The organism is Halomonas sp. DP5Y7-2, from assembly GCF_019802025.1.
GTDB lineage: Bacteria > Pseudomonadota > Gammaproteobacteria > Pseudomonadales > Halomonadaceae > Halomonas > Halomonas litopenaei_A.
Genome location: NZ_JAHVHY010000004.1, coordinates 149,885 through 172,954 on the forward strand (window position 1 = coordinate 149,885; position 23,070 = coordinate 172,954).

General features: G+C 60.7%; 23 protein-coding genes. 14 read left to right on the top strand and 9 right to left on the bottom strand.

Annotated elements, in window-relative coordinates; all coding sequences use genetic code 11:
- Window positions 1–120: 120 nt before the first annotated feature.
- The 5 genes from KUW18_RS07435 to KUW18_RS07455 form a co-directional block, all read right to left on the bottom strand.
- A complete protein-coding gene (locus KUW18_RS07435) occupies window positions 121–1,062 on the bottom strand; it encodes a LysR family transcriptional regulator (RefSeq protein ID WP_222237723.1) in 942 nt (313 codons plus the stop codon).
- 148 nt (window positions 1,063–1,210) lie between these two features.
- On the bottom strand, window positions 1,211–2,401 hold the full coding sequence (gene argE / locus KUW18_RS07440; protein ID WP_222561108.1) for an acetylornithine deacetylase: 1,191 nt from the start codon (window positions 2,399–2,401) through the stop codon (window positions 1,211–1,213).
- A 170-nt stretch (window positions 2,402–2,571) separates the two neighbouring features.
- Window positions 2,572–3,246 (bottom strand): DUF1028 domain-containing protein, encoded by a 675-nt coding sequence (locus KUW18_RS07445; RefSeq protein ID WP_222561109.1) that lies wholly within the window; start codon window positions 3,244–3,246, stop codon window positions 2,572–2,574.
- Window positions 3,243–3,671, bottom strand: a complete 429-nt coding sequence (locus tag KUW18_RS07450) for a RidA family protein (protein ID WP_222561110.1) — start codon at window positions 3,669–3,671, stop codon at window positions 3,243–3,245. Before KUW18_RS07450 ends, KUW18_RS07445 begins: the two co-directional genes overlap by 4 nt.
- Window positions 3,671–5,002, bottom strand: a complete 1,332-nt coding sequence (locus tag KUW18_RS07455; protein ID WP_222561111.1) for a flavin-containing monooxygenase — start codon at window positions 5,000–5,002, stop codon at window positions 3,671–3,673. The genes KUW18_RS07450 and KUW18_RS07455 overlap by 1 nt, the downstream gene beginning before the upstream one ends.
- A gap of 409 nt (window positions 5,003–5,411) precedes the next feature.
- Between KUW18_RS07455 and KUW18_RS07460 the strand changes: the two genes are divergently transcribed.
- From KUW18_RS07460 to KUW18_RS07475, 4 genes are all read left to right on the top strand, one after another.
- A complete protein-coding gene (locus tag KUW18_RS07460) occupies window positions 5,412–6,710 on the top strand; it encodes a DUF3100 domain-containing protein (RefSeq protein ID WP_222162629.1) in 1,299 nt (432 codons plus the stop codon).
- Between the two features lie 20 nt (window positions 6,711–6,730).
- Window positions 6,731–7,885 carry a M20 aminoacylase family protein gene (locus tag KUW18_RS07465; protein ID WP_222561112.1) on the top strand — a complete coding sequence of 385 codons (1,155 nt, stop codon included), beginning with the start codon at window positions 6,731–6,733 and terminating at the stop codon, window positions 7,883–7,885.
- Between the two features lie 137 nt (window positions 7,886–8,022).
- Window positions 8,023–8,925, top strand: coding sequence for an NAD(P)-dependent oxidoreductase (locus KUW18_RS07470; RefSeq protein WP_222561113.1), 903 nt, complete (start codon window positions 8,023–8,025; stop codon window positions 8,923–8,925).
- Window positions 8,922–10,472, top strand: a complete 1,551-nt coding sequence (locus tag KUW18_RS07475; RefSeq protein ID WP_222484378.1) for an aldehyde dehydrogenase family protein — start codon at window positions 8,922–8,924, stop codon at window positions 10,470–10,472. Before KUW18_RS07470 ends, KUW18_RS07475 begins: the two co-directional genes overlap by 4 nt.
- A gap of 25 nt (window positions 10,473–10,497) precedes the next feature.
- Here KUW18_RS07475 and KUW18_RS07480 read toward each other — a convergent pair whose 3' ends face one another.
- Window positions 10,498–11,415 (bottom strand): LysR family transcriptional regulator, encoded by a 918-nt coding sequence (locus KUW18_RS07480; RefSeq protein WP_206941524.1) that lies wholly within the window; start codon window positions 11,413–11,415, stop codon window positions 10,498–10,500.
- A gap of 563 nt (window positions 11,416–11,978) precedes the next feature.
- On the bottom strand, window positions 11,979–12,584 hold the full coding sequence (locus KUW18_RS07485) for an exopolysaccharide biosynthesis protein (protein ID WP_206941523.1): 606 nt from the start codon (window positions 12,582–12,584) through the stop codon (window positions 11,979–11,981).
- A 240-nt stretch (window positions 12,585–12,824) separates the two neighbouring features.
- Here KUW18_RS07485 and KUW18_RS07490 point away from each other — a divergent pair, with 240 nt between their 5' ends.
- A complete protein-coding gene (locus tag KUW18_RS07490; protein WP_222162633.1) occupies window positions 12,825–13,229 on the top strand; it encodes a GreA/GreB family elongation factor in 405 nt (134 codons plus the stop codon).
- Window positions 13,230–13,372: 143 nt separating this feature from the next.
- On the opposite strand, the gene KUW18_RS07495 is transcribed toward KUW18_RS07490, so the two are convergent.
- Entirely contained in the window at window positions 13,373–14,083 is a 711-nt protein-coding gene (locus tag KUW18_RS07495) for a response regulator transcription factor (protein WP_222561114.1), read from the bottom strand.
- Window positions 14,084–14,317: 234 nt separating this feature from the next.
- Here KUW18_RS07495 and KUW18_RS07500 point away from each other — a divergent pair, with 234 nt between their 5' ends.
- The 3 genes from KUW18_RS07500 (at window position 14,318) to KUW18_RS07510 (ending at window position 16,193) form a co-directional block, all read left to right on the top strand.
- Window positions 14,318–14,926: a LysE family translocator gene (locus KUW18_RS07500; RefSeq protein WP_222162635.1), complete on the top strand. Its 609-nt coding sequence runs from the start codon at window positions 14,318–14,320 to the stop codon at window positions 14,924–14,926.
- 118 nt (window positions 14,927–15,044) lie between these two features.
- Window positions 15,045–15,623: an NUDIX hydrolase YfcD gene (gene yfcD, locus KUW18_RS07505; RefSeq protein WP_206941516.1), complete on the top strand. Its 579-nt coding sequence runs from the start codon at window positions 15,045–15,047 to the stop codon at window positions 15,621–15,623.
- 84 nt (window positions 15,624–15,707) lie between these two features.
- A complete protein-coding gene (locus KUW18_RS07510; protein ID WP_206941513.1) occupies window positions 15,708–16,193 on the top strand; it encodes a glutathione peroxidase in 486 nt (161 codons plus the stop codon).
- Window positions 16,194–16,229: 36 nt separating this feature from the next.
- Here KUW18_RS07510 and KUW18_RS07515 read toward each other — a convergent pair whose 3' ends face one another.
- Window positions 16,230–16,616, bottom strand: coding sequence for a hypothetical protein (locus tag KUW18_RS07515; RefSeq protein ID WP_206941511.1), 387 nt, complete (start codon window positions 16,614–16,616; stop codon window positions 16,230–16,232).
- 197 nt (window positions 16,617–16,813) lie between these two features.
- On the opposite strand from KUW18_RS07515, the gene fabV reads away from it, so the two are divergent.
- The 6 genes from fabV (at window position 16,814) to KUW18_RS07545 (ending at window position 23,052) form a co-directional block, all read left to right on the top strand.
- Window positions 16,814–18,010, top strand: coding sequence for an enoyl-ACP reductase FabV (gene fabV, locus KUW18_RS07520; RefSeq protein WP_222237710.1), 1,197 nt, complete (start codon window positions 16,814–16,816; stop codon window positions 18,008–18,010).
- Between the two features lie 293 nt (window positions 18,011–18,303).
- Window positions 18,304–19,218, top strand: coding sequence for a GlxA family transcriptional regulator (locus KUW18_RS07525; protein ID WP_224908507.1), 915 nt, complete (start codon window positions 18,304–18,306; stop codon window positions 19,216–19,218).
- A 929-nt stretch (window positions 19,219–20,147) separates the two neighbouring features.
- Entirely contained in the window at window positions 20,148–20,651 is a 504-nt protein-coding gene (locus KUW18_RS07530; RefSeq protein WP_222484720.1) for a DUF417 family protein, read from the top strand.
- Between the two features lie 646 nt (window positions 20,652–21,297).
- Window positions 21,298–21,519: a hypothetical protein gene (locus KUW18_RS07535; RefSeq protein ID WP_206941503.1), complete on the top strand. Its 222-nt coding sequence runs from the start codon at window positions 21,298–21,300 to the stop codon at window positions 21,517–21,519.
- Between the two features lie 483 nt (window positions 21,520–22,002).
- Window positions 22,003–22,227, top strand: coding sequence for a hypothetical protein (locus KUW18_RS07540; RefSeq protein ID WP_222237707.1), 225 nt, complete (start codon window positions 22,003–22,005; stop codon window positions 22,225–22,227).
- A 270-nt stretch (window positions 22,228–22,497) separates the two neighbouring features.
- Entirely contained in the window at window positions 22,498–23,052 is a 555-nt protein-coding gene (locus KUW18_RS07545; RefSeq protein WP_222561115.1) for an isochorismatase family protein, read from the top strand.
- The last annotated feature ends 18 nt before the right edge of the window (window positions 23,053–23,070 follow it).

Sequence of the window (23,070 nt, forward strand, 5' to 3'; positions counted from 1 at the left end):
ATCAATTAAAATACTATTAAATTAACGACAGCTTCAGTTTTTCCTATCCAAAAGGGCGTCAGAGAAAGGGGCCTGGAAGCGAACGCAGGCAGCGGACGTAGGCGCTACCCCTTGATGACTTCAGGTGCGCGACGTGACAGCGCTGCTTGCTCCGAACACATCAGTGATAGTGTCGATCTCCTGCGCCAGTTGCCGCATGGCGTCTGCCGCGGGAGAGAGTCTCAGGCCACGCAGACAGGCCAGGCCCATGGTCAGAGGTTGTGCATCGTCCTCCAGCGCCAACGCCTTGAGGCGAGCGTTGTCGGCGGCGCTGAAGGCACTCATGGGGGTATTGAACAGAGAAAAGCCGAAGCCATTGGCGAGCAGGCCACGAAGCATGTCCATGGATTTGGCACGGTGAGCGACATGGGGCAGCAGCTGGTGGTGGGAAAATATCGACAGGAAGTACTCGCGACTCAGCGGCCAGTCCAGCAGCACCATCGGGTAGGTGGCCAATTCGGCCAGCCCAATGCGGTCCTTCTCGCTCAAGGGGTGATCCTCAGCCACTACCGCGTAGGCAGGGAAGCGGTAGAGGGGAATGAAGGCGATGTCGTCGGGGATCTCCAGGTCGTAGGTGAACGCCAACTCATAGTCGCCTTGCTGCAGGCCATTGACGATGTCGACCTGAGTCATCTCATCACAATAAAGACTGACGGCAGGGTGCCTATCCGCAAACTGGCGCAGCAGCTGTGGCAAGAACAGCGGGGCAAAGGTGGGGAATGCGACCAGGCGAAGCTCGCCACCGACCTCTTCCCCTAGCGATGCGGCGAATTTTTCCAGTCCCTCGGCGTCACGCAGGAGTTGGCGCGCCCGAGTCAGCAGTTGTCTGCCGGTGGGGGTCAACGACAGCCCCTGGGCGTGGTGCCGAACAAACAGCTGCAGTCCGGTGGCTTCTTCGATCTGATGGATGGCAGCGGAGATGGACGGCTGGGATACATGCAGTTTCCTGGCCGCCTGGGTGACGCTCGATAGCTCGCCGGCCACCACGAAGTAGCGCAATTGCTTGAGGGTGAAGGGGCGCATGGTCTGTTGTCATGGCTGAGAAAACCCCATCTTCCCACAGCGCTGGCCTCGGGATCGACGCCTGCGTTCGCGCGGGTGCTGGGGCAGTGTGACTGGGGCGGTGTGACTGGGGCTATGTGACTGGGGCTGTGTGAAGAGAAGAGCCGGCTCAGCCGGAGGTTGCCAGCCGGGCGTGGACCTGGGGGTCTTGCATCGCGCGGATCAGTCGCGCCAGGAAGGCTTCACAGTGAGCCAGCTGCTCACGGGTGACAAACTCATCGGGTTGGTGGCCCTGGGCCATGCTGCCGGGGCCGCACACGATGGTCGGGATGCCCAGCTCCTGCTGAAACAGGCCACCCTCAGTGCCGTAGCCAATGGGCTCCAGGCGGCGGTCTTCCAGTACATCGAGAATGAAGCCGACCAGGGCGTCGTCATCGGTCATGGACAGGCCCGGATAGTCACTCAGTGGCTCCACGCGGATGCTGGCCTGGGGGTGGCCCTGCTGCATTCTGGCTTCCAGCGAGGTGACCACCTCCATGAGTTCCCCGAGCAAGGTTTCCGTGGAGTCCGCCGGTACGTTGCGAAATTCGAGATCCAGCTGGCAGTCCTGGGGCACGATATTCAGGGCCGTTCCCCCTTGTATGGTGCCTACCTGGAGGGTGGTATAGGGAATCGAAAAGCGCGTGTCGAAAGGTCCCTCCGAGGCCTTGGTGGCGGCCTTCGCCTCCAGCCAGGTGACCAGGTGGGCGGCGGCGTGGATGGCGTTGACGCCTTGTGGAGCGAGCCCCGAGTGGCATGCCTTGCCGTGCAGGTGCACGCGCAGCGCCAGCTTACCCTTGTGCGCGGTGGCCAGGCGCATGGAAGTGGGTTCGCCCACCAGGCATGCAGCAGGCCGTACTGGCTGGTGGGCGAGGTCGGCGAGCAGGGTTCGCACGCCCAGGCAGCCGACCTCTTCGTCGTGGGAAAACGCCAGGTGAAAGGGCATCGCCAGGTCGGCATTGACCATGGCAGGGACCGCCGCCAGCACGGCGGCGAGAAAGCCCTTCATGTCGGTGGTCCCGCGGCCGTACAGGCGCCCGTCCTGCTCGGTCAGTGCGAAGGGGGCAAGGGTCCATGCCTGACCGGTGACAGGGACCGTATCGGTATGCCCGGACAGCATCAATCCCGGCAGATCCGACGGTCCGATGGTGGCGTACAGGTTGGCCTTGTGACCGCTGTGATCGGTGATCCGCTTCGCGTCTACCCCGTGGCGAGAGAGGTAGTCCTCGACAAAGGTGATCAAGGGCAGGTTGGAGAGGTGGCTGGTGGTATCGATGGCCACCAGCTCGGCGAGCAACTCGACAACAGCATCTTGAGCCATGTTAGACCTCGCAGGTTCGCCAACAGCAGGTTGGGTTCATGGACAGAACGGCAGTTTATGAACAGCACGGCGGTTCATGAACAGAATGCCGAGTTCATGAGCTGGCTGGTGAGTTCAATAGCAGATGGGGGCGCCCCGATGCGCCCGCCGGTCCGCCATGGCCCGTGTTATCAGCGTTGGTCACCGGGTACGCCGTAGGAGGGTGACTCCTGTGGCGCTGCCGCTCTCTGCAGATAGGCATCGCGCTGTGGGCGGTAGTTCTCCCAGATCATGCGTAGTTCAGTGAGCGGGGCAATGTGCCAATCCACGCGAAGGTCCACGCTAGGCCAGCTAGCCTTGTCGGTCACGGTCAGTCCTGCAGAGTGCACTGGCCCCATCTCTCCCCCAGAGGCCTGCCCGGCCTCCATCGCCACCAGCAAACGCTCGGCCAGCTCGCCGCGGTGCGCTTCAAAGGCCGCTACCATGGCGCTCACGACCTCAGTGGTTGCCAGCATATTGCCGCCGGCAACGCAGAGGTGTCCTTGCCGCGTGGCATGGATGCCCAGGGTTTCGGCCCCGCTGTGCACGGCGCTACGGCCGTTGGCATCAAGGACCAGCAGCTGGCGCCACTCGGGAAACGCTTCCTGTTCAAGCAGTCGCTGCAGCACAGTCTGAGCGTCCAGGCGCTCTTCCAGCAACGCCACGCCGAGCTGGCCCAGGGCAGGATTGGTGACATTCTGCGACAGGACCGCGCCCTTGCCAGGCGCCACAAAGGGGCAGCGGCTGGCGACACAGATACTGGATGAGCTGATCGCGGTGCCGAACTGGCCGGTGTCGCTGCAGTAACCGGCAATGGAAAACGTCATGGCTGAGACTCCTGCGTGTCAGGGATGACCGCAATTACGTCGATTTCCATCAACCATTCCGGTTGGGCGAGACCGGCCACGACCAGTCCGGTGGAAATGGGAAACACGCCCTTCAGCCAGCGGCCCACCTCGCGATACACCGGCTCGCGATAGCGAGGATCGGTAATATAGGTGGTGGTCTTGACGATATGGCCAAGACTGGAGCCGGCTTCTTCCAGCAGCTGCTTGACGTTGCGCATGGCCTGCTGTGCCTGGGCGCCAGGGTCCCCGAGCCCCACCAGCTGGCCCTCGAAATCGGTGCCTACCTGTCCGCGCACATAGACCGTGTTTCCCGCCTTCACTGCCTGACACAGATCGTTGTCCAGCGTCTGGTTGGGATAGGTGTCCTTGGTGTTGAACATGCGAATACGCGTATGTGTCGGCATCAGCTGATCCTCAGGTCACGGGAGGCGGTGGGATATGCCGGGAGCGCTGATGACGCCTGTTCATGCTGACGGCGGTCTTCGTCGTAGGCCAGGTACTTGCGTTGCGTGGCGATATGCTCGGCGATGTGTCTGGCGTCGTGCCATACGCCCCAGATAAAGCTTGAGCCGCGCCGAGATTGCCACGGCAGTCCCACAAAATAGACGCCGGGCTCGCGGGAGACGCCGCGCTGATGCAGGGGGCGCCCCAGGGCATCGAAGGTGTCCACCTCAAGCCAGCGGTAGTCGACGCTAAAGCCTGTCGCCCAGATGATCGAGGTGACCCCTTCAGCGCCCAGATCGAGCGATGCCAGTGGAGTGCTGACGCATGCTGGCGTGGCCGGTATCTGCCTGGCGTCCGGGTCTTCCGGCAGGTCCATGCCGTTGCGTGCCAGATAGGCATCTGCGGCATCCAGCATGGCCAGGTAATTGGCATCGCCGCGGGCCAGGTTATCGGCCAGGTCCTGTTCGAAGCTGACAACCCCATGGGTGATGTCCCGCGTTCGCCCCACCAGGGTGATGCCCTGGTGGGCTAGCGAGCGAAAGTCGATGGTCTTGCCGCCGCCGGCGCCACTCACGGCGATGGTGACGTGTTCGGTGCCTGGCTTCATGGCCTCGGCATCCCACTCCCCCAGTACCCCCAGCCACCAGCAGAAGTCGCGTCCGCGATAGCGCCGAGGAGGGCGATCATGGGGGCCCACCGAGAGATACACCCGCCTTCCTTGCTGGTGAAGCTCTTCTGCGATCTGGACGCCGGAGGATCCGGCGCCTACGACCAGCACAGCGCCGGCAGGCAACTGCTCTGGACGTCGATAGTCGGCAGAGTGAATCTGATAAAGGTCCTCGTCATCCGGCGCAATGGACGGAATGACCGGGCACTGGAAGGGGCCCGTGGCGGCGACAACGCGCTTGGCGTCGATGGTGCCCTGGGAGGTTTCGACGCTGAAGCCGGGGCGTCCCTGGTGGCGAGTGACCCGCTGAACCTCGACGCCAGTCCGCAGAGGTGCGTTGATCATGCGCGCGTAGGCTTCAAAGTATGCGGCCACGTCGTCCTTGCTGGCGAAGTCATCTGGCCCGATGCCATCAAAGGCTTTGCCAGGAAAACGGTCATGCCAGGCAGGGCCATTGGCGACCAGGGAGTCCCAGCGTCGGGTTCGCCAGGCTTCGGCGATCCGCGAGCGCTCGAGCACCAGGTGCGGTACACCAAGTTGGCTGAGGTGCTCGCTCATCGCGATACCGGCTTGTCCACCACCCACTACCAGGGTGTCGGTATTGTCACTCGTTCTTGTTGTCATCGTTCGAGCCCTTGTCAGTCATTGCGGTCAGGTATCGAGGGAGCCACGCGAGCTGCCGCGGTTTGCCATCCGATGGCATTTACCCTAAGAGCTGCGAGTGAATAGCGAAAATATAGTTATTTTGTCTTTTGGATCATTAAAAGCTATTTAGTGGCGCCAGCAGGGTGCTGTGAGAGTACTGTGCGAGTGCCGTGGGAGTGCTGTGCGAGTGTTGTGACAGTGGGGTGCTCTCACGTGAGCTAAAAAACAGCACACAAATCTCCTTTTATTAGATCGTGACCTGCTTCAATACTCGGACTGACTGGGGTTGGCGGCTGCCGGCCCGGTTCAGTGCTCTCGTGATCGTTGTGCGTGGCGATAGCGCTGACATCAGCAATGACAACGGTAATTACAACAACAGGACATCTCCATGAAGCTTTCGCTCCTTGTCGATTGGCGTCTGCATGCCATCGTGGCAGTTGCCGCGCTGATTTCAGAAGCGGTCGGTATCATCAAGATCCCGCTTGGGCCCGGTACCCTGCTGCTGCTGCCTCTGTTCTACGCGTTTATCATCGGTCTGCTGCTGAACCCTCATCTGTTTTCTGCCACGTCCCGCCTGGTTCCGGTCACGCTGAGCGAGGCCGCCGCGCCGATCATTCTGCTCTCGATCATGCCGTTCATTGCGCGCTTTGGTTCCACCATCGGGCCAGCCATCGAGCAGATTCTCAGCGCGGGACCAGCCTTGATCCTTCAAGAGCTTGGCAACCTCGGCACCATGCTGATCGCCATGCCGTTTGCGGTGCTGGTGCTGAAGATGGGCCGCGAGGCCATTGGCGCGACCTATTCCATCGCGCGCGAGCCCAACATCGCCATCATCTCGGACAAGTACGGTCTGAAAGGCCCTGAGGGCATCGGTGTCATGGGGGTCTACGTCGTTGGCACCATGTTCGGCACCCTGTGGTTTGCGTTGATGGCCGGCTATCTGACCACTCTCGACATTTTCGACCCCCGTGCACTGGCCATGGCCTGCGGCGTCGGCAGTGGCAGTATGGTCGCTGCCTGTTCCGGGGCGATTGCCGGTGCCTTGCCTGAGCTCAAGGATGAACTGCTGGCCTTCGCTGGCGCCAGCAATCTGCTGACCTATGCCACCGGCCTGTATATCTCACTGTTCATCGCCCTGCCCATGGCCGAGCGCATCTTCAAGTGGTGCTCGGGCTCTCGGGCGGCGACCTCGGTTGGCGCAAGGGCCACCGTGGAAGCCGAGCCGGCACCCAGCGTCAGCGACGATGAGCGTCCCGAACGCCGCCTGGGCCAGACAGCGATCGTCATGGCGGTGGTCTGCGCGGTGGGCTGGATCAGCAATACCATCAATGGTGCGCCACTGCTCGAGGCGCTGCCGGGCATGCTGATCTTGTACGCCATGACCATGCTGGGACTGCTCATCACGCGGTTTGCGCCGTTCTACCTGCCCGGTGTGGCCTGGGTCTCGCTGGTCAGTATTGCCATGACGCTGCCCTGGTTCCCCGGCAGCGGCTGGATCGTCGAGCAGCTTTCCGCGGTCAGCTTCCTGGCGATCGTGACGCCGGTGCTGGCATATGCCGGTCTGGCCCTGTCCCCCCGTGAATTCACCATGTTCCGTCAGGTGGGCTGGAAGCTGATCATCGTGTCGCTGCTGGTCTTTACCGGCACCTTTGTCGGCTCTGCGCTGGTGGCCCAGGCGCTTCTGTAACGCAAACGAGGAGACCCAGCATGACCACAGTGACCCCAGACCTGTTGCGTGAATGGCGTCATGCCTTCCATCGCCAACCGGAAACCGCCTTCGAGGAGCATCGCACCAGCGCTCGCATCATCGAGATCCTGTCAGAAGCAGGTATCGAGATGGTGACGGGGCTGGGGGGCGGGACCGGGGTAGTGGCCTGGGTAGACGGCCGTCATGACGGTGATGGCGCGATTGGCCTGCGGGCTGACATCGATGCTCTGGATGTCAACGAGGCCAGTGATGCCCCCCATGCCTCACGTATTCCCGGCAAGATGCATGCCTGCGGTCATGATGGCCACACCACCATGCTGCTGGGGGCGGCCTGTTGCCTGGCGCAGTCTCCCGACTTTGCAGGCCGGGTCTACTTCATCTTCCAGCCCGCGGAAGAGAATGAGGGCGGTGGGCGCGTCATGGTAAAGGAAGGGCTGTTCGAGCGTTTCCCGATGCAGGCCGTCTACGGCGTGCACAATTGGCCAGGATTGCCGGTCGGCGAAGCCGCGGTGCACGACACGACGGTCATGGCCGCCTTCGATGTGTTTCGCCTTACCCTGACAGGGCACGGCTGTCACGCCGCCATGCCGCACCTGGGCAAGGATGTCGTGCTGGCTGCCTGTCAGCTGGTCAACCAGCTGCAGGGTATTGTCAGTCGCGAGACGCCGGCGCATCAGACGGCGGTGATGAGCGTGACCCAGTTCCACGCGGGAGATGCCTACAACGTCATGCCTGAGGCGGTGGAGCTGTGCGGTACCGTGCGCTGCTTTGATCCTGAACTGCGCCAGCGGCTCGAGGCCCGCTTCAAGCAGGCCATCGAGGCCACCGCGACCTTTCACGGCCTCAGCGCAGACATCGACTACCAGTCGCGCTATCCCGCCACCTTCAACAGCCCCGACCATGCGCAGCGCTGTGCCGACGTGCTGACTGCCTTGCCGGACATTCGCCAGGTGCATCGGGACCTGCCGCCCTCGATGGCGTCGGAAGACTTCGCCTTCATGCTGCAGCAGCGCCCCGGGGCATACATCTGGCTCGGCAATGGCGAGAACAGCGCGGCACTGCATAACCCTCACTACGATTTCAACGACGAGCTGTCCCCCTTGGGGGTGGCCTACTGGTGTGCGCTGGTACGCACCCTGCTGGGCCAGTCTTAAGGCAATACTGGATACATTACTGCGCTCGTCTCCCTGCAATAGCGTGATGTTGCCATGCCGTTTACGGCATGGCCCACCCCCGGCGTGCCCGAGATCTGGCGCAAGGGCTTTGTTCGACAACATAACAAGGAGAACGCATGAACATTATCGTGATCGGCCTCGGCCAGATGGGTGGCAATATGGCCATGACCCTGCATGCCGCGGGCTTTCATGTGACAGGTACTGATGTCAGCGACGACGCACGGGCACGTCTGGCATCCCGCGGGCTGGCGGTGGCCGCTCCAGACAGCCTGCCGGCGGCAGACGTCTATCTGCTGTCGCTGCCCACGTCAGACCACGTGCGTCAGGTGCTCATGGCGTCGCCGGGACTGCTGTCGCTGGCGCCCAAGGGCAGCGTCATCGTCGACACCTCTACCAGCGACCCGGCGGTGACGCGGGAGCTGGCACCACGGGTGGTCGAGGCGGGACTGGAGTGGCTTGATGCTCCGGTCAGCGGTGGGCCAGCGGGAGCGGCATCGGGCAGTCTGGGCATGCTGCTGGGGGGAGAGTCATCGACCATCGAGCGGCTAACGCCAATGCTGGATGCCATGTCGGCCCGCTATACCCACGTTGGCCCTGCAGCCAGCGGCCATGTGGTCAAACTGGCCAACAACTATCTGTGTGCCGCGCACCTGCTGACCACCGCCGAGGCGGTTGCCCTGGCGGCCAAGGCGGGTGTCGACCCGGCTGCCTGCCTGGCAGGGCTCAATAGCGGGTCAGGACGCAGTGCCGTCAGCGAGGTCAATTTTCCTAAGTGGATCCAGTCCGATTCCTTCGATTCAGGCTTCACCACTGGGCTGATGCGCAAGGACCTGCGCTTGGCCCGCGATGCGGCCGCTGATCTCGGGCTGCCGCTTACCCTGCTGGAGCAGGTTGTCGCGCGCTGGCATGCCGACCCGGACGGGCTCCCCGACCACGCTGATTTCAACCGCATTACCGATAGCGTGCTGGGGCTTGCCTCGGCTCAGGACGCTGACGGTTCCCAGGAGGACGCGCAATGAATCGTTTGACCATGGAGGCGATCGAGCGCCTGAACTCCCTGCTCAAGGCCTTCGACATGCAGGCTGATACGCCGCTGAGCAACTGGGTGGGCGGCGAGCTGGTGGCGGGGCAGGGCGAGGCCATCGAATTGATCGACCCGGTAACGGGGCAAGCGCTGCTGTCTTACCGGGATGCCGGCAGTGAGCTGGTGTCACAGGCCGTGACAGCGGCAGCACGTGGCCAACAGCAGTGGATGTCGCTGAGTGCCAGTGAGCGAGGCCGCAGAATGACCGAGGCTGCCTGGGCGCTGCGTGGCTACGACGAGACGCTGGCACAGCTCGAAAGCGTGGTGGCGGGCAAACCCATCCGGGACTGTCGCGGAGAGGTGGTCAAGGTCCGCGAGATGTTCGAGTACTACGCAGGCTGGTGTGACAAGCAGCATGGGGAAGTGATTCCCGTGCCGACCTCCCATCTCAACTATGTTCGGCACGTGCCGTACGGGGTGGTGGGCCAGATTACGCCCTGGAATGCGCCCATGTTCACCTGCGCCTGGCAGGTGGCGCCGGCCATCGCGGCGGGTAATGGCGTTGTCTTGAAACCGTCCGAGATGACGCCGTTCACCTCAGTGGTGATTGCCAAGCTGCTGGAGAGCAGCGGACTGCCCAAGGGACTGATCAATATCGTCAACGGCATCGGCCCGACGACCGGAGCAGCGCTGACCGGGCATCGTGGCATCAGCAAGCTGGTGTTCGTGGGCTCTCCTGACAGCGGGCGTCGGATCGCCCAGGCCGGTGCCGAGCGCCTGGTGCCCAGCGTGCTGGAGCTGGGCGGCAAGTCCGCCAATATCGTCTTTGCCGATGCCAGGCTCGATGATGCGGTGGCCGGCGCTCAGGCGGCCATCTTTGCCGCAGCGGGGCAGAGCTGCGTGGCAGGGTCGCGGCTGCTGGTGCAGCGCGAGGTGTTCGATGCCGTCTGCACCCGGCTGGCGCGAGCCGCAGCGCAGATAACGGTCGGGTTGCCGGTTGAGCCGTCGACTCAGATGGGCCCGGTCCAGAATGCCAGGCAATACCGTCACGTCACCAGCATGATTGACGATGCCTGTCGTCAGGGGGCCAGAGTCCTGTGTGGTGGCACGCGACCGGCGGGACTTCCGGAGGAGGCTCAGGGCTATTTCCTGGCACCAACCGTATTGGCCGATGTCAGCGATGACATGACGATTGCCCAGGAGGAGGTGTTCGGCCCCGTGGTGGTGGTCATGCCCTTCGATGACGAGGAGCAGGCGGTGCGTCTGGCCAATGCCACTCGCTTCGGCCTGGCGGGAGCGGTGTGGACCCAGGACCCCGCCCGCGCTCATCGGGTGGCGGGCCGCCTGCGTGCGGGTACGGTCTGGATCAATAGCTACAAGGCGATCAACGTCATGTCGCCGTTTGGTGGTTTCGACGACAGCGGCTTCGGGCGTTCCAGTGGCGTCGAAGGTCTCAAGGAATACACGGTCGCTCAAAGCGTCTGGGTGGAAACAGCCGATGCCGCCAGTGTTGCCATGGGGTATGGCAATGGGGTTGGCTGATGCCGAGGCCCTGCTGTTACTAGCTCTACGGGACGCGTGAGGAAAAGGCCCGCATCCAGCGCTCCAGATGGCGAAGTAGCTGAAGTCCGGCCCGAGGCATCCGTCGTCCTACTCGTGTGACGATATGGGCTCGGGCCTGGCGAAAGCGTTCACTATCCACCTCCAGAGCCACCAGCCTGCCGTCCTCCAGCTCTCGCGCAGCGGCAAAGGCGGGGAGCAGGGTCAGAGTCAGGTCTGAGCGTGCGGCGTGCAGCAGCACCGAAAGCGAGTTGGTCTGCATGTTGACCTGAGGCCGCAGCCCGGCTTCTCTGAAGCCTTCATCCACCAGTTGGCGTACCCCGTGGCCGGTACGCCACAGGGCCATGGGGTGATCACTGAGGGTGGCAATGGTCAGCGCCTCACGAGCGCCAGCGAGCGGGTGGGACGGCGACACCAGCGCCACCAGGGGCTGCTGGCTGGAGTGCCAGAAGCGCAGCTGTGGATGAACGCGCTCGTGATACATCAGCCCAAGGTGAGCCTCGTCCTGAATCACCGCCTCGATGATCTCGCTGGTGCTACCCGTATTCACGTCCAGGCGCACGCCACGGTAGCGCTCGGTAAAGGTTCGCAGGGGCGTGTCGAGCAGGTCGCCGACAAACCCCTCGCCCACGGTCAACGACAGGTGGCCGGTCTCGAGACGCTGATAGGCGTCGAGCTGTTCGCTGAAGGTGTCGTCCAGGGCTGAGCGCCGGCGACAGTAATCCAGCAGCATTTCGCCGACCGCTGTCGGCACCACTCCTTGTCGCGAGCGCTCCAGTAGCGGAGCGCCCAACGCATCCTCGATCAGTGACAGCTGGCGGCTGACCGCCGACGGGGCAATATCCAGGCGCGCAGCGGCCTGTCGCACCGACCCTGCTTCGATCGTGACCTGAAAGTAGACCAGCCGCTGATGTGGGATATCCATGGCGCCGCCTTGTGATGATGGCCAAGTATATCAATCCTCACATGTGCTGACTCGGCGCTCTGGCGCGCAGTGAATCAGGGACCGCTGCTGGGCCGCAATAACGGCAGCCGCGCGGCCTAATGGCAGGACGCAGGCTTTACTAAGAACGCAATAAGGGCAGGATGATCACGCCTGTTGGAAACTCGTAGCAGCAGCGCGGTAGCCATCCGTGCAGTGGATACATGCACCAGAGCCTTGCAGCAGAACCTTGCAGCAGAGCCTTGCATCAGAGCCATGAAGCATAGACCTGCTTGCAGATGAACCTGGGGCAGGAGGAGGAAGCGTCAAGAGATGGGTGGATGGCATCCCTGCCATCGCTAAGCACCATGCCGCACGTCCCTGGCCGGCTTCGCCAGCGTATCGCACCCTGCTGATGGCGGAGTTGATCCTGGTCAGCTCAGCCCTGTCCGCAGCGCGGTCAGCGCAGGGAAGGTCAGCACAGGAAGCTCGGCAACGCGAAGTAGGAAGCCTCGCAGGACCCGCTCGATCACCGTCGGCGTCCCACTACCGGCACGTCCAGCGGCCTAGATGGCCAGCACGATGACCCAGGCCGTGGACAGGGTAAAGGCGTAGCCTGCCAGCGCCATCAGCCCATCCCGGGCGAGCAGCGCCAGGCCGAACATGCTTTGGGCAGCGCCAGCCAAGGTCGCGCTGAAGGGAATCAGCTCCATCGGGGGCGTCACCAGGGCGATGGCCAGACAGGCCAGACCGATGGGATAGCGCGCCACTCGGCCTGTCAGCAGCCTTAGTCTGGGCTTGATCAGCCGGTCAACCCAGCGAGCAGGTTTGCGCAGCAGGGTGATGGTGCGCTCGACCTTGGTGGTGGCTACCTTGCGCCTGGCGAGCCACGCTGGGAGCCACACGCTCTGCTTGCCTGCCAACAGTTGTACCGCCGCCAGCACCACGAGCAGCGACATCAGCGTCGGCACACCGGGGATATCGCCGATCAACGGGGTGAGGGTGACCAGGCCTGCGACCAGCAGGAAGGGAGCAAAGCTGCGGCGACCGACGGCGTCCATCACTTCGGCGAGGGACAGCTGATCGCGTTCGGCACTGGCTTGGCTGAGTTGGTCGAGCAGTTGGTTCAAGTTTTCTGGAGGCGTGTCGAAGGCGTCAGGCGTGGAGGGCATCGTGGCTCTGATGTAGGAATGAAGAAAAGGCGTCGAGGCCAGCAGTATGCGGACCCTGCAAGGGGGATGTCCAACTGGCCTGTCTTTTTCATATAAGCAGTTTCTTGTTTACTGCCAGTGTCGTATGCTTCAGGTGATCGAGTCCTTCCCACTATCGGGGAGGGCTTTTTTGTTGCGTGGCGGTCACCTCGACGGGGTGACGCCCCTAAAGGCCTGTAAGAGACCAGTGAGGTGACAAGGATGTCGTTGAGGCTAGCCAATCGTCTTGACGCAGAGCGACTTCAGCGTCTGATCGATGATGCAGATGACAAGGATCGTGCGGTAGCCGATCTGCTTGAGGTGCTGCTGGAGCGCGCCGAGATTCTCGACCCTGACGAGATGCCCGATGATGTCGTCAGCATGAATAGCCAAGTGGTACTGCGCGATCTCGACGAAGACCGTCAGCTGGTGCGGACTCTGGTATATCCCCATGCCTTGTCGGCAACCGCCGACGGACTGTCCGTGATGGCGCCGCTGGGAGCTGAACTGCTGACCCGCCGAGTGGGAGAGCAATGGCAGGTCACCCCACTAACGGGGCGTACCAAGCGCTGGCAACTGGAGCAGATTCTGTGGCAGCCAGAGCGTGAGCGTCAGTTTCATCGATGATGCCGATCCGGTGCCGCGGCTTCCCCGCGGGGGAGTGCTGCACCTTTGCCCGCTATCTGTCACCGGTTGCCCTTTTCCCGGCGCCCTTTTTCCGCTAGCCCAGGCGTGACAGGAAAGGGCTAGGGAAGGGCTAGGGAAGGGCATCAAGGCTGGGCCTGGCGATCGCGTTGGTTGCCCTTGCTCATAGGCGGTGGAATACCGAGGTGCTTGCGTGCCCACTGGGCGGCCTCGGTTCTGTGGTGCACCTTGATCTTCTTGAAGATATTGTAAAGATGCGACTTGACGGTATGTTCGCTGAGAAACAGCTGGCTGGCGATATCCTGGTTAGACGCGCCATTGCCAATGAAGCCAAGGATTTCCAGCTCCCGTTGTGTCAGGCCAGCGACCGGGCGGTAGGTGTTGAACTGTTGGCGACGGAAGTATTCGAACATCTGCTGGAGCAGCGGGCGAGACATCCACAGCGCGCCATCCAGTAGTTGGATGATGCCTTTGCAGATGTTGTCGAGTTCGTCACGGCGATAGAAGATACCTTGCAAATGCAGTGACGCCAGCAGTTCAGCGGCCTGTTCCTGGTCGGCCAGGTTGAACGCAGCCAGCAGGATCTCTGGGTACTGTGCCTTTAGTTCGTGACAGTGGTGCATATCGCTGAGCGATAGCTGGTCGGCATCCAGCAGCCAGAGTTGTGATTGATCAGGTGTGCGGGCGAGCTCGGCCTGCAGAGAGGGCACCGCTTCGGGTGCCAATGTGCTGACCTCGCAATCCAGCACCTGACTCAGGTGGTGGGTAAATAGCTGGGACTGCACGTTGGGGTGCGTGATCAATCTGACGATTGAGGCTTGTTGCGAGGCAGACATCGTCCCCTCCCTGTTCCCTTGCAATGATGGATGATGATCATTTTTTTTGTAGGACGTGCATGAGTATCGTTATCGAACCTCATACGTTTGTAAATAACGATATATCCTGAACTTCACCATCCCTAGAGTGAGGTTTTTCGTGATTGTATGCTTGGTTTTGTAAGAAAAAGCATTTGAATGCGTAAGTCTGCATAGATTGTGTGAGCCAGGCGTCGAAGTAATTGAGGAGAAATTATGCCGTTATCGCTTTGGCTCTCTTTGGCAGCCATCTGTGCCATGGGAGCCATGTCCCCCGGCCCCAGCCTGGCACTTGTACTCCGCCATACCCTGGGCAGTGGCAGGGCCGCCGGTGTCGTGGCGGCGATCACACACGCTCTGGGTGTAGGCCTCTACGCACTGCTGACCGTCTGGGGCCTGGGCGAAGTCATCGAACGACATCCTCAGGGATTCCGCGTGGTGATGCTGGCGGGGGCCGTATATCTGGCCTGGCTGGGGATCAAGGCGCTGCGCGCGGGCCAGGCGGGGGCACTGCGCCCACAGCCCAGCACGGCGAGCCACCTGACCGCCGCTCGGGAAGGCTTGCTGGTGGCCCTGGGTAATCCCAAGCTGATCCTGTTCTTTGTTGCCTTGCTCAGTCAGTTCGTCAGTCCTGACATGTCCGTGCTTGAGCGAAGTATCGTCGTTGTCACGGCCATGGTGATCGATGGCGGCTGGTACGTGCTGGTAGCGCTTGGCCTGTCTCACTCCAGTGTGCTGCCTTGGCTGCAGGCTCGGTCCCACTGGATCAATCGGGTGACGGGCGTACTCTTGCTGGGACTGGCGGTTCGCGTGCTGCTGGGCTAAGGCACAGCCAGATATCAAGCGCCCTGGCAGGTACCTTGGCAGGTATCGAAGACTGGGCGAAGGGTGACGTCGCGGGCGCGGATCGTTAGGCTTGACGCTTTAATGGCGGAGTCCTGTGATGAGTGAGGTTGCCTCACCTGAGCTGTCGCTGCCGGTGGCGTCATCGCTGAAGGCTCCGGCGGGTGACGTGCCGGCGCCGGTCATCGCGCGCGAGAGAGTGCAGATCGTGGATGCCCGCGATCGCCCCTGTGGAAGCGCCTGGCGATCCGACATGCGCCGCTATCGCTTCTGGCATCGCGCGACCTACATTGTGGTGCGCAATGGCGCGGGAGAGCTGTGCGTCCAGCGACGGACACTGACCAAGGAAGCCTTTCCCGGTGGTCTTGACCTCGCTGCAGGTGGCGTGGTGGCGGCCGGTGAGGCGGTCCACGTGTCTGCCCGTCGTGAACTGGCAGAGGAGCTTGGTATCTGTCATGCCCCGCTGACGCCCTGCCTGAGCTTTCGCTACGATGACCAGGGATATCGCATCTTTGGCAGTGTCTTTTGCGTGACCTGGGACGGTCCTCTGGCGCTGCAGCCGGAAGAGGTCGCCAGCGTCACCTGGATGCCGCCTGGAGAGGCCATCGAACTGGCTGAGGCTACACCGGACACGCACCTCGCGCTGGCCCTGCTGTTGAAGCAGGAAGCGCAAGGATGAAGGCGACTTCGCCGGTGAGCCTGCGTCTCTGGCGAGAGCCGTAAAGGCGTGTCATCGTGAAGACAAGGAGCGCGAGTTCAGCCCATGAGCCTGCATGACGTCGAGTGTCATACCCATCAAGGTGAGCCTTTCAATCTGCGTGCATTGAGGGGGCAGGTGCTGCTTGTCGTCAATGTGGCAAGCCAGTGCGGTTTTACCTCTCAGTTGGGCGAACTGGAGGCGCTGTATCGCGAGCATCGCGAACGGGGCTTCACGGTGCTGGGGTTTCCTTGCAACCAGTTTGCCAAGCAGTCGCCAGAGTCTGCCGAGCAATTCTGTGCCTTTGGTGAGCGTCAGTTTGGTGTCACCTTTCCCCTGATGGAAAAGGTGGAGGTGAATGGACGCGGTGCCCATCCTCTGTTTCAGCGCCTGAAAGCCGAAGCTCCGGGCTGGCTGGGAACGCGCGCCATCAAATGGAATTTCACCAAGTTTCTGGTGGCGCGAGACGGGCGCGTGTTGAAGAGGTTCGGGCCGCGGGATGGTGCCGCGGCGATGCTGACGGATCTGGAACGGGCCCTCGACGAGACGTGAGGGTTAGGCTTTGTGGCCTGAGACCGGCCGCTGGCCCTAGCGCGCTTCTCCTCGGCTGACCACCAGATGCTCCACCAGGGCGTTGTAGCGGTGACGCACCATCATGGTGGTCAAGCCTGAGAACAGGGCCCAGAACTTGCGGCGCCAGCCGGTCAGTCGGAGGTTGTGGGCGACCAGGCGGCGCATCAACTGGTAGTCGTCGAACTTGCGCCACTCACCCGCGACCGACATTTGCTGTCGAGAAAGTACGGGGGCGAGTTCGAGGCGAAAGACCCATTCCAGGTCCTTGAGCGCAATGCCGTCACGTTCTATCACCTCTACCATTCTCGCGTAGTCGGATTCTCGCGGTTCCCGTTCCAGCCACATCGGGGCCAATGCGAGCCATAGCTCGCCGCGTTCATCGACCAGAGTCTGGGCATCCATCGGTGGTCTCCTCAAGCGATGGACTGCATCCTGCCCGAGCCGCCGCCGTCGAGCAAGTATCGCTCAGTAGCCCCGCCCGTGAGGCCCATTGTCTGCAAAGGCGGACAGGATCGCCGTGTGCCGCTAGAATATCGCCACCACGCATTACACATTGGATGGCTCTCCTACGGGAGCCACGAGCAATAAAGAGGTCTGTCGTGATCATCAAGCCCAAGGTACGCGGATTCATCTGCACCACCACCCATCCTGTCGGTTGCGAGAAAAACGTACTCGAGCAGATCGAGGCAACCCGCGCACGTGGCCTGGCGTCATCCAAGGGGCCCAAGAAAGTGCTGGTGATCGGTGCCTCCAGCGGTTACGGCCTGGCGGCACGCGTCACTGCTGCCTTTGGTTATGGCGCCGACACCCTCGGTGTGTTCTTCGAGAAGCCCGGCACCGAGAAGAAGCCCGGTACGGCGGGTTGGTACAATGCCGCGGCCTTCGACAAGTTCGCCAAGCAGGAAGGCCTCTACAGCAAGTCGATCAATGGTGATGCCTTCTCCCACGAAGCCCGCGCCAAGGCGATCGAATTGATCAAGCAGGACATGGGGCAGGTGGACCTGGTGGTCTACTCGTTGGCGTCTCCCGTGCGCAAGATGCCGGACTCCGGTGAGCTGAAGCGTTCCAGCCTCAAGCCCATTGGCGAGACCTACCGCGCCACTGCTATCGACACCAACAAGGACACCATCATCGAAGCCGAGGTCGAGCCTGCCAGCGAGCAGGAAATCGCCGATACCATCGATGTCATGGGCGGTCAGGACTGGGAACTGTGGATGCAGGCATTGAGTGAGGCCGATGTACTGGCTCCTGGTGCCCGCAGTGTTGCCTTCAGTTATATCGGTACCGAGATCACCTGGCCGATCTACTGGCATGGTGCGTTGGGCAAGGCCAAGGAAGACCTGGATCGTGCAGCCACCGCCATCGATGGCGAGTTGAAACAGTCTGGAGGTGGTGCCAACGTCGCTGTGCTCAAGTCGGTAGTGACCCAGGCGAGTGCCGCCATCCCGGTCATGCCGTTGTACATTGCGATGGTCTATCGGGTGATGAAGGAGCAGGGCCTCCACGAAGGCACCATCGACCAGCTCAACCGCCTGTTCGGGGAGCGCCTCTACGGGGGTGAAGCCACCACGGATGACGTCGGTCGCCTGCGTCTGGATGACTGGGAACTGCGTGATGACGTCCAGCAGGCATGCAAGGATCTGTGGCCGAAGGTGACCAGTGACAATCTGTTCGATATCACGGACTACGCTGGCTACAAGCACGAGTTCCTCAAGCTGTTCGGCTTCGAGCGTAGCGATGTGGACTACGACGCCGACGTCAATCCGGACGTCAGCTTCGACGTCGTTCAGCTCTAATCCGCCCAAAAGGCCCTGAATGTCGGCCCCGTCGCTCCAGCACTGAGCGAGCCGGCGGCTGACAGACTCGCCTTTGCCAACGGGCCGTGACCGAGAGGTCGCGGCCCGTTGTCGTCGTGTCACTGATGCGTCTTCGCTGCAGGCGTGGCCCATGCACAACGGACATGGGCGCTGAATCCATGGCGTGAGTGGCGTAGACTATGGCTCGCATATTCTCGTCGAGAAGGTTCATGCCGCCGTCTTCCCACCCATCACGCTCATCCGAATTGCTGCGCCAAGTAGGGATCGTGGTGATGCCTGGATTTTCTCTGCTGGCGCATGCCTGTGCTACGGAGCCGCTGCATGTGGCTAACCTGCTTCACGGCCGTACCCTCTATCGACTGACCAGTTACTCCAGCGGCGGCGATGCGGTGACGAGTGCGTCGCAGCAGACGGTGCTGCCCCGGGAAGCGCTAGCAGAGGTGGAGACTCACCCCGACATGGTGTTGGTGTGCGGGCCTGCCAAGCTACCTGGGGGGATCCCCGATGATCTGGCGGCCTGGCTCAAACGCCTGGCGGCTTCTGGCGTGTTACTCGGCGGCATCGGCGGGGGCACCGAAGCGCTGGCGCGGCTGGGGCTTCTGGATGGCTACCAGGCTACGCTGCCGTGGCAACGGTTCGAGGCCTTCGCGGCGGCTCACCCCCGGGTGCGGCTGTCACAACAGCTGTTCGAGATCGATCGTGACCGGATGACCTGTGGTGGCGGCACGGCGGCCATGGACATGATGATCACCCTGGTCGAAAGTCATCATGGTGCCGCTCTAGCATCACGAATTTCGGAATATTTCGTGATGGAGCGGATCCGCATGGGTGATGAACCCCAGCAGATTCCCCTGCGCTCGCGTCTCGCCCATGCGCCGGCCAGCCTGGTCGAGGCCGTGCAGCTGATGGAAGCCAACATCGAAGAGCCGCTGTCGACTCACGAACTTGCCGAACATCTGGGCATCTCCAGGCGTCAGCTGGAGCGACTCTTCAAGAAGTACCTGAAGTCGGTGCCGAGTCGCTATTACCTCGATCTGCGTCTGCAGAAGGCTCGCCGCATGCTGCGCGAGAGTGATCAGCCTGCCGGTGAAATCGCGCTTCAGACCGGCTTCTCATCGGCGGCGCATTTCTCGACGGCGTATCGCAATCACTTCGGTATGACCCCCAGGGAAGAGCGACTGGGCTAGCCACTGGCCCGATATGGTTCATCGGGTAACCGCACCTTCCCGGGACCTGCATAGCTCCCTGAACGTTCCCTGAACGTCCCCCCCCTTTTGAACTGCATCGCTCACCGTTGCTGGGTTCGACCTGTATGGGTTCGACCTGCATGGGTTCGACCTGCATGGGTTCGACATGAATCCGTTGCCGACATCGAGCGGAATCGATGTGCGGTGGCGTGTTTCAGTAGCACGGTTGACCCCGGCTGCTCACGTGAGCCGGGCGCGACAGTCTACGTCTCGAGGCGCACCTGCGCTTCCTCTCTTCGTTTTTCCCTTCCTCCCTACCTGTCGTGTCATTGCCTTTCTCCCCACCATCAGCTTCCACAGCATGTCAGCTCAACGTTGAGGTTAGGTCCTCATGTCCTCGTTGTTTGTGTTGGCTGCTCAAGGTTCAGCATCGGTGTGAAAGGACGGTGAAGACATTTCGCATGCTCGTTTTGGCAAAGTTCTTTGGGTGAAGTGACGTAAGGAAACGGTGATGTAGTCGACAGAAGCGACCTCACCATGAGGCGTGATGGTATGGCTACAGAGAGTGCGTAGAGTACGCAGAGAAGGTGTCAGGTGATGGAGACACAGAGCGTCATACCACGTCTTCATGCAGATCAGAAAAATCGAATGAGCGTAGTTCTCAACAGTAGTGTAAGTAAATCGCATGTATCGTACACAGAGAGAAAAGACAGCAAGATGCCGGAGCCATAGCTGAGTAGAAGCTGAGAAAAAGGAAGACGTTCTATCAGAGAGTGCCTCCGGACATCATGCGGTGTATGGAAAGCGATGGTGGCTGTTTCGGTAGAAGGTGGTAGCAGTAGATCGGAAGATGAATAGAGGAAAGATGAGGGTGCGTCTGCCATCTATTCATAAAAAATGACGAAAAAAGCAAAGATGGAGAGTGAGACATGAATCACAATACCCTTTCTCGTGCTGGCTTCTATATTGCGCTGTACGGTGTAGTCGCGATCCTTCTATGGATCGGCTTCTTCAAGTATCACCCGGATGAAGCGGCCGCCATTCAGGGCATCGTTGCCAGCTCTCCGTTGATGTCCTGGTTGTACAGCATTGCGAGTGTCAATCAGGTGTCGGCGGCTATTGGTACGGCAGAAATTGTCGTTGGCTTGCTTGTTGCGGCATACCCCATCTCCAAGAAAGCGGGACTGGTGGGGGGAGCGCTTGCAAGCGTCATCTTCCTGACGACCAGCACGTTCTTGCTGACCACCCCTGGTGTCTTGCATGTCAGCAGTCTGTCGGGTGATACCTTGGCCTTCCCATCGCTGTTCGGTGGATTCCTGGCGAAGGACCTGGTTCTTCTCGGGGCTTCCCTTGCCATCACCGGGGCTGCCTGGAAAGCGGTAAGTGAAGAGGCTAGCGCCAAACACGATCACCTGATTGCTGAATCAGCATAAAGGCTAATGATGCGCCAGCAGCAACGAGCAGTGCTGCTGGCGCATGACTTTCATGCGGGTCCACCATGCGTGAAAGGAAAGCCCATAGCTGTCGACGTAATGCGAGATATTTTTACGCCGCTATGTTCAATATCTTACAGAATAATTGTGCCGAAATGATTTTATGAACATATCTGCAATTGCCAATATGTGAGATGCGAATTAGATTTTCTGTTGCCAGTTAACAAAAAGTTACGTTTAGATTCGGTCAGTTTTTCTGGTCTTCCTGCTCATAACGTGATGTTTTTGTTTATTTTCTTGAGTCGTAGATTCGCACTTTGTTCGCTGGAGAATCATAAGAACGTATATCGAGCATCCGCCGACTGGGGGGAAAGTGGACCTGGATGAAAGCGGACCGGGGCGAAAGCGGATCGGGATGAAAGGATATGAGCGACAAGTGAACTGAGGTGGGCGCGAACGGATGTAGACACCCGGTTGGCAAATGCGCTGAAGCAGCATATTGCACCAGTAACTTGTCTCTTCTTTGCTGAATTTGCAGGGGAAGACAAGTCAACGATAGGCAAGCATAGGATCCCCCACAGAGGTGGATCCCTCAATAGGCCAGACTTCTGCGGTCGGCCACAATAGGAAAGTCGAGGAGAGTGACATGAAAACCAAGATGATCTTTGCTGTCATGATGGTATCTGTGCTGGCCGCGGGTAGCGCCTTTGCCATGGACTCAGCGACCCTGCAGAAGCGCATGCAGGAAATTGAACAGCGCAGTGAGGCGGCCTCCGACGAGCAGAAAGTCGAAGCCCTCGAACAAGAAGTGGCAGAGCTGAAGGACCTTCTTCAGATGACCGTAGACAGTCTCAATGAGTCCCAGTAATCCAGCATGATGGTTAGCGCCGCAGGTTTGCAGAACGAGATAAGCTGCGGCCTGTGGTGCTGGTAAGCCATGGGTTTACCGGCGCCGGCCCGCACCAGGCGTCAGATAGGTATTAGGTCTTTTCATACGTAGGACGGGATGGTGTCGACGTGGAAATGTCCTATAAAGTTTAAAAATTGTGCTTGTTTAGTCTTTCAAATAAACACAGGTTGCTAACGGTAATACCCCCCTATTAGATTGATTCAACGAGTTTTTGAACACTGTTTTTCATTGGGCTTCGTGGAGGGTGCGTGTCTTGGACGTGACGGGGTGGTTGGCATTCCCTTCCTGTCTTGCTCTAGTGAAACGCCCTGCAGGTCACGTTGCTCCGCTAATCATCAAGACGATGTCCTACCATTGCCTTGCAGCAGTGCCTACCGGCCTTCATGGGTAATGGACAGGGAACCAGGTCGAAGGACGTTCGACAAAGACGAGGAGAAAGACATGAAGATCAAAATGATGGCAGCTGCACTCCTGGCCTCCATGATGGCAGTGGGTACAGCGCAAGCGATGGATTCCGATACGCTGCAGCAGCGCATGCAGGCGATTCAGCAGCAATCGGAAGCCACGCAGCAGGAGCAAAAAATTGCCGCATTGGAGCAGGAAGTTGCCGATCTGAAGGCACTGCTGCAAGAGACCGTCGAGGCTTTCCAGGAAGCCAATATGTAACATCGTCACCGTGCCAGCGGTTGGTGGCATGACGTGATGACAAAGGCTCACCTTTTTGGGTGGGCCTTTTTTGTTGGTGAGTGCCGCATAGATTAGCGCTTTATAGGTTGGTGCGCAGGGGCGGGTGGCCGTAGTGGTGGTGGGCGTTGATGATCATGTCCGAATTTGCCACCGGTGTGACCGCTTTGGCACTTCGGTCCGTGGATGGGGCCACTTATCGTAGCTGTACACCCATTGCTTTCTCCCATTCTGCGGACCAGGAGTCTTTCCATGTCATCTGCACTACTGCTTATTGATGTTCAAGCGTCTTTTCCCCAGCGTCCTTACTGGAATCCGCAAGAACTGGGGCGCTGGCCTGACGCCCAGCGCGAATTGATCGACCTGGCCAAGGCATCAGGCATACCCCTCGTAAGAATCTTCCATCTCGCACCCGGGAGCGGTGGAGCCTTCGATCCAGATCAGGGGTTCGTCAAACCTTTGCCGGGCTTTGAGGATCCTGCGGACGCCACGTTTTACAAGACCGCGCACAACGCGTTCACCGATACCGGATTGGACCGCTGGCTTCGTGGGAAGGGAATCACGACGCTCTGGATCAGTGGCATCCGTACCGAGCAGTGCTGCGAGACGACGGCTCGAGTGGGGGCTGATCTCGGGTATGATGTGGTGTTCGTCGCCGAGGCGACGCTGACGTTCTCGATGTCTCGAGCAGGACGAGTGTTCTCCGCAGCAGAGATTCGTGAGCGCACGGAACTGGTACTGGATGGGCGCTTTGCCCGTGTGGTGCCGGTAAGTGCCTTGCGCAAAGAGCGCTGTGAGCTGGCCTGACCAGCGGCCATCTGTGAA